The sequence below is a fragment of the Pedobacter sp. 01T416_2 genome, assembly GCF_056398925.1.
Genome location: NZ_JBFTQI010000282.1, coordinates 1 through 6811 on the forward strand (window position 1 = coordinate 1; position 6811 = coordinate 6811).

The following is a 6811-nucleotide window of genomic DNA, read 5'->3' on the forward strand; positions in this document are numbered from 1 at the left end:
GATTATATAAATCAGTTTGGAGCCAAGGGCGCCACTGGCTTTCAAGAAACAATATTTGAGTTAACAAAAGCATTTCCAGATGCTCAATGGGAAGTAAAAGAGATAATTGCTGATGGAAATAAAGTAGTAGTAAAACAAAAATTTAGTGGAACTCATAAAAATCAATTTCAGAATATTCCGCCAACCAATAAAACTGTTTCTGTTGACGGGATAGCAACCTATGAATTTAAAAATGGCAAAATAACTGGAAGTCAGATACAAACGGACCGCTTAGGCTTTTTACAACAATTGGGTGTCTTACCCATCGACCTMACAAATTTATCCAATAAAAAAGAAAATCGTGATGAGATATACTTCGTCGATAAGTTTTCAGTTCCCAAAGTATCAGTTGAAGAGTTTGTAGAGAGAATGAATTATAACAGGGTGTTTATAAAAACTTTGCCAGGCTTTATAAGTGATCAGGTTTTCGAACAAAAAGACAATGCGGGCAATTTGATCATTATAACAATTGCCGTTTGGGAAAACCAGGATAAACTAAATCAAGGGAAAACAACCGTACAAACAGAATATAAGCGAATAGCATTTAATCCTGTTGAATTTTACCAACGATTAAATATAAAAATGGAAAGAGGACAATATTCAAAATTTAAAGAGTGAGAAATGTGCAAAGATGCTTTTGGGAATTTCCAAACCATCAACGATTAGCTGATGCACATTATCGGTAAGGAACGGTGATTTTTGGTTCAAGCCCGGTCTCGTATTACCTCGCATCAATCATCACAAGAATTAGCTACATGCCTTCTTCAGCATAAGCCTGTAGCATGGTAAGGCTTGGTGCAAAATATAAGGTGCCTGTGTGCGGAGTGCTAAAATCAAGGATCCGATCTGAATTGCCAGGCGGGTAACCAATGAACATTCGTGTTAACATTTCTTTAACGGTACTGAAATTTTTAGAATAAGCAATAAAGTAGGTTCCAACTTCACCTTTTGAAGGATGTCCGAAAGGCATATTGTCTCTAATTATTTTAAGGTCATTTCCTGCTTTATCCTCAATTCCTGCAAGGGCACTATGGGAGTTGCTGGGTTTTACATCATCGGTCATTTCGATATCGCTCATTTTATACCGACCGATTACTTTCTCCTGATCCTCCGTTGAAAGCGCTTCCCAGTTTTTCATTTCATGTAAATATTTTTGCACAAAAAGGTAACTCCCGTTTTTATATGCTGGGTCCTCCTCTCCAACAAGAGCGAAAAAAGGCCTTTCATCACCAATTGGATTTTCCGTTCCATCAACAAAACCCAGGATCGAACGGCCATCCCAGTACCTGAATCCATGTATCTCCTCCAGGCAATCGGCAACTGGCAGCATGATGCTCGCAATGTCACTCGCCATATCAAAACATATTGCCATGTCAAGCGCCCGAAGATGGATATGGATATCTCCCGGAGTGGATACTGCGATATGTTTTGCGCCGATAATTGGCTCGAAATTACAAAGTTCCTTAGGAGGAGGCAAGGGTAATCCCAGTTTTGGCCAGGCCGAAAAGCCCACGCCCAGTACACAGCTCGTTCTTCCTTTTACCACCCTAACGGCATAAGAACGGTTCATATTCTCTACCAGTGCACAAAGCCTTTTGAAGGCCGGCCTGATGGCTGCTCCATCTTTAAATTTCCAAACCGTAAAAATGGTATTGTTATTCGGATAGTCTGTTACGTTTTGAGATTGATTCACAGTTATATTTTTTAAGCGTTTAGTCTGACTAATATTCCTTCTTTTGAAGTTAAATATAATTAAATTATAATTGGTTCGGAATGGCAAGGCCTCACAAAATAAGAGGCTTTATCAGTGTAAAATCATATGCCATAGCTGCAAGCTTAGTAGGCTTGGGCACGCTGCTGGCTCAATAATTATATCATGAAATAACAATTGCTTTGTATTCAAAATAACTATATTTAGTGTTAATTTCTGACTTTACCAATCATTGTTATGAGGGATGTTCCATCAGTTTCGATTAAGCACCTACCTGTCAATAAAGTTTCAGGTTTCATCGCTTCGCCTTCATTGGATATATTATCAGTGGAAGAGCCACTCGAAATTAGAATAGTATATGGACCGGCAGGGAACCGGATTGAAAAGAATATTTCCATCACGATGCGCACACCCGGAAATGACCTGGAACTTGCGCTTGGGTTTTTGTTTACAGAGGGCATAATCTCTTCATATGGAAATGTTAAAGCCATCAGCCATATATCCATGCCCTGTGAACTGCAAAAAGAAAATATTGTTTGTGTAGAATTGACTGAAGGGTTTATGCCCAATCTTTTGCAATCTGACAGGAATTTTTATACCACCTCAAGCTGTGGAGTTTGTGGCAAGGGTTCTATACAATCCATTAGAACAGTAAGCCCTTATTCAAATTTAGCCCATCAACAGGAAATGCGTTTATCTCCAGATGTATTTTACAGCTTGCCCGAAAAATTGAGGCTGGCCCAAAGCAATTTTGCAGCAACTGGTGGTATCCATGCTTCAGGTCTCTTTACCATAGAAGGCGAATTGTTATTACTCTGTGAAGATGTGGGGCGTCATAATGCATTGGACAAGCTAATCGGTACTGCGCTAAATAAGAATATGCTTCCTTTAAGTCAATTTATATTGCTTTTGAGTGGAAGGGCCAGCTTTGAACTCATCCAGAAAGCAGCCATGGCCGGAATTTCTATTGTGGCTGCAATTGGTGCTCCATCAACCCTCGCCRTAGAATTGGCCAATGAGTTCGATATTACATTGCTTGGTTTTCTTAGAAACGACAGATTTAACATATATACCATTAACGATAAGATACTAACCCCGACATCGCATGAAAATTAGAATTAAAGGCAATTCATTAAGATATAGATTAACCAAATCAGAAGTGGAGGCCCTGGGTACTGTTGGGTTTCTCTCCGAAAGTTCCCATTTCATGAGCAAAACATTGGAATACGCCATAACAACTACAAGTGATGACAACCTAAGTGCCGATTTTATTGATAACCGCATCGTGCTGTACATGCCCAAGAAAATGGTAAAAGAACTGGTCAATACAGATAAGGTAGGATTTAGTAACCTGAGCGGGCCTGTTAGCTTGTTGATAGAAAAGGACTTTACCTGCCTGGATAATGTAGAAGAGGACCAAAGCGACAATTACCCCAATCCCCATTTAAATAGTTAAGGTATGGAGAACGATAAAAAAGAACCTGCTGCAGAAAATCCCTATAAATTGTTAGGCCTTAAACTAACACCTGTAAAAACATGGGCTGCTGGCATACCCGCAGTGGTGGCCGCATTCGGAGATCTAATTGAAGAAAAAACACTTTTAAGAGGGACGAGGGCATTGTTTAAAATGAATCAGGCAGGTGGTTTCGACTGCCCGAGCTGTGCCTGGCCGGATCCGGATGATGAGCGTTCTCCATTGGGAGAATATTGTGAAAATGGCGCAAAGGCACTTGCCGAAGAGGCTACAACCAAAAGGGTTACTGCCGAATTTTTTAAGGAAAATTCTGTTTTTGACCTGGCAAAGCTGGATGACTTTACCATAGGGAAAATGGGGCGGTTAACCGAACCAATGTACCTGCCACAGGGAGGCACCCACTATCAACCTATCTCCTGGGAAGATGCATTCTCGAAAATTGCAGCCCATCTGAATGCGTTGGAAACACCAGATGAGGCAACATTTTATACCTCGGGAAGAACGAGTAATGAAGCATCATTTCTTTACCAGTTATTTGCCAAAGAATATGGGACCAACAATATGCCCGATTGCTCCAATATGTGCCATGAAACATCAGGTACTGCACTACGCCCCACGATTGGTATTGGAAAGGGAACCGTAAAGCTCGAAGATTTCTACGATACCGACGTAGTTGTGATCGTAGGCCAGAATCCGGGAACCAATGCACCAAGGATGATGAGTGCCCTCGAAAAATGTAAAAAGAACGGAGGTAAGATCATTGCCATAAACCCCTTGCCTGAAGCAGGATTAATGGGATTCCGTAATCCTCAGGAGGTAAGTGGTGTGCTGGGTACTGGCGGAAAACTCGCTGATATTTATCTGCCTGTAAAAATAAATGGCGATATGGCCCTTTTGAAAGCGATTGAACTGCTTCTGCTTGAATTTGAAAGAAAATCTCCAGGAGCGGTATTCGATCATGATTTTATTGCCGAAAAAACAGTTGGCTATGGTGCTTTTATCGAGCAGTTCGAAACCTATAAATTAGCAGAACTTGCAAAGGAATCTGGGGTTTCTACTGCGTTGATTTATGATGCTGCACAAATGCTGGCGTTTAAAAAAAGAATTATTATCTGCTGGGGAATGGGAATCACCCAACAGCCCAATGGTGTAGATATGATTAAGGAAATGCTCAACATCCTGTTGTTAAAAGGCAGTATTGGTAAACCCGGGGCAGGTGTTTGTCCTGTTCGTGGGCACAGTAATGTTCAGGGAAACAGGACCATGATGATTGATGAAAAACCTACGGATGCCCAACTAGACCGTCTTCAGAATTTTTATGGCTTTAATCCTCCCCGTAAACATGGGTATGATGTGGTGAGGGCAATTAAAGCCATGCATGAAGGGAAACTCAAAGTCTTATTCTGCTTGGGAGGGAACTTTCTATCTGCAACACCAGATACAAACTACACCGCCAATGCGGTACGAAAACTTAATTTAATCGTTTCCGTATCTACAAAACTGAACCGTAGCCACCTGGTTCATGGAAAGGAATCCATGATATTGCCAACACTGTCCCGGAGCGATATTGATATGGTAAATGGTGTGCATCAGTTTATCACTACAGAAAACTCGATGGGAGTAGTGCAGTCATCAAAGGGAATGCTGAAACCGGTATCAGACAATCTCATCAATGAAACACAGATTGTATGCCGTATGGCGATTGCAACTTTGGGCGATAAATCGGTCATCGACTGGAAACGTTACGCAGAAAGTTATGATGCCGTAAGAGATGACATTGAAAAATGTATCCCAGGTTTTGAAAACTACAATGAAAAGGTTAGGCGTAAGGAAGGATTTTATCTGCCTAATCTCGCAAGGGACGGGAAATTTATTACAAAGGATTTTGGAGAAAAAGCACCATTTACATTAACCAGTCTGCCTGAAAACAACTTGGAAGATGGGGAATATATGATGGCTACCACTCGTACACACGATCAGTTTAATACCACCATTTATGGGCTTGATGACCGGTACCGGGGCATAAAGAATGAACGTAGAGTAGTATTTATGAACCAGAACGACATTGATGGTGCAGGGTTCAAAGCAGGAGATAAGGTAGACTTATTCAACTATGATGATGGAATAGAGCGGATAGCACCACTGTTTATTATTGTTTCCTATCAGATTCCTGAAAAAAATGCCGTTACCTATTTCCCGGAAACAAATGTCCTGGTAGGGATCAACAATGTAGTGAAAGAAAGCAATATGCCTGCATCGAAATATGTAAAGATCAGGATTAAAAAACATGACCCCGGGATATATGAAAGGGTGAAAAAACTGGAACAGGCTGTTCAGTTATAATCTGAAAATAGACAGGAACGACCACGTTATAAATAAAGATGCTTAAAGCCAAAATATAGTATGATCATTAGAAATAAGGAAAACTGGTTTAAAATGCTGTTTGTTTGGCATGGTTCTGTTCTTCCAAAGCTCCTTCCCAGACTCGCGTTACTTTTTGTTTTGTCAGTTGGTGTTGTATTCTTCAATGGTAGAATCTTTTCCTTCAAAATCCCTTTAAATCCAACACCTTTAACCTTATTTGGATTTGTACTCGCATTGTTCCTCGGTTTCCGTAACAATGTTAGTTACGATAGGTTTTGGGAAGCGCGGAAACTCTGGGGAGCCCTATTAAATTGCACACGTTCATTGGCCCGGCAAGCACTTACGCTTCCAGAGCCCCCAGTCGACAGATCACTTTCGCATCAATTTATTGATCTTCTCGTCTCTTTTACCTATGCCCTCAAACATCAGCTAAGGGATACAGACCCACAACCGGACCTTAAAGCACGGCTTAGCGAAACACAGTATGGTTTTATCCTCTCCGTAAAGTACAAACCTGTTATGATTACGAAACTGATGGGCGAATGGGTAGCTAATGCACACCAGACTGGCCGCATTGACACTATACAGCAGATGAGATTCGATGAAAACCTTGATAAACTGGCCGAGATTGTTGGTGGGTGTGAACGTATTATTTCCACCCCCATTCCTTATAGTTATCGGGTGTTGTTGCACCGTACTGTCTATTTGTACTGTTTTTTGTTGCCCTTCGGGCTGGTTGATAGCCTCCAATGGCTTACCCCGTTTATTGTAGCCTTTATTGCCTATACTTTTGTAGCCTTTGAGGCCATTGCAGATGAGATAGAACAGCCTTTCGGCACAGCATCGAACGACCTCGCCCTAAATGCAATGTGCCTGACGATCGAAACCACTTTGAAGGAATTGAACGGTGAAGAAATTTCTGGGAACATCATCTCAAAAAATGGCATTATCGATTGATCATTATTTACCCTGAATTTTATTTGTAAACGGAATCTTAGTCCAATTAATTCATCCATAAATTGGTTAGGTTTAGTATGGTGATAGATCAAGAATTTTTAAAGATCTTAGTATAAAACTGAAACCTTTTTTATGTCTTAAAATTCTCACGATAATTTACGCGCTTTCCTTTATCTTTGCCGCGAATTTAATATTCCCAATCGTGATTAATGTAAATAATATCTCCGTTTCATTTGGCGGAACCACCCTTTTTAGCGATGTAACCT

6 protein-coding genes are annotated in these 6811 nt (G+C 40.7%); 5 read left to right on the forward strand and 1 reads right to left on the reverse strand.

Annotated elements, in window-relative coordinates; all coding sequences use genetic code 11:
- Window positions 1-657: ester cyclase (locus AC1DPQ_RS13315; protein WP_477609691.1), on the forward strand; the 657-nt coding region annotated here is incomplete at its 5' end.
- 133 nt (window positions 658-790) lie between these two features.
- Here AC1DPQ_RS13315 and AC1DPQ_RS13320 read toward each other — a convergent pair.
- Entirely contained in the window at window positions 791-1732 is a 942-nt protein-coding gene (locus AC1DPQ_RS13320) for a Dyp-type peroxidase (RefSeq protein WP_477581291.1), read from the reverse strand.
- A gap of 255 nt (window positions 1733-1987) precedes the next feature.
- Between AC1DPQ_RS13320 and fdhD the strand changes: the two genes are divergently transcribed.
- Genes fdhD through AC1DPQ_RS13340 form a run of 4 tightly spaced genes read left to right on the forward strand, consistent with a single transcriptional unit; the run spans window position 1988 to window position 6545 of the window.
- On the forward strand, window positions 1988-2866 hold the full coding sequence (gene fdhD, locus AC1DPQ_RS13325; RefSeq protein ID WP_477609693.1) for a formate dehydrogenase accessory sulfurtransferase FdhD: 879 nt from the start codon (window positions 1988-1990) through the stop codon (window positions 2864-2866).
- On the forward strand, window positions 2856-3206 hold the full coding sequence (locus AC1DPQ_RS13330; RefSeq protein WP_477581295.1) for a DUF7009 family protein: 351 nt from the start codon (window positions 2856-2858) through the stop codon (window positions 3204-3206). The genes fdhD and AC1DPQ_RS13330 overlap by 11 nt, the downstream gene beginning before the upstream one ends.
- Window positions 3207-3209: 3 nt before the next feature.
- The gene (locus AC1DPQ_RS13335) at window positions 3210-5567 is read left to right on the forward strand and encodes an FdhF/YdeP family oxidoreductase (protein ID WP_477581297.1); all 2358 of its coding nucleotides are present in this window, start codon (window positions 3210-3212) and stop codon (window positions 5565-5567) included.
- Between the two features lie 60 nt (window positions 5568-5627).
- Window positions 5628-6545: a bestrophin family protein gene (locus AC1DPQ_RS13340; protein ID WP_477581299.1), complete on the forward strand. Its 918-nt coding sequence runs from the start codon at window positions 5628-5630 to the stop codon at window positions 6543-6545.
- Window positions 6546-6811 lie beyond the last annotated feature (266 nt).

Bases quoted from the DNA above. Each gene is read 5' to 3' on its own strand.
- AC1DPQ_RS13330 (WP_477581295.1), top strand. From the start codon at position 2,856: ATGAAAATTAGAATTAAAGGCAATTCATTAAGATATAGATTAACCAAA.
- AC1DPQ_RS13335 (WP_477581297.1), top strand. From the start codon at position 3,210: ATGGAGAACGATAAAAAAGAACCTGCTGCAGAAAATCCCTATAAATTG.
- AC1DPQ_RS13340 (WP_477581299.1), top strand. From the start codon at position 5,628: ATGATCATTAGAAATAAGGAAAACTGGTTTAAAATGCTGTTTGTTTGG.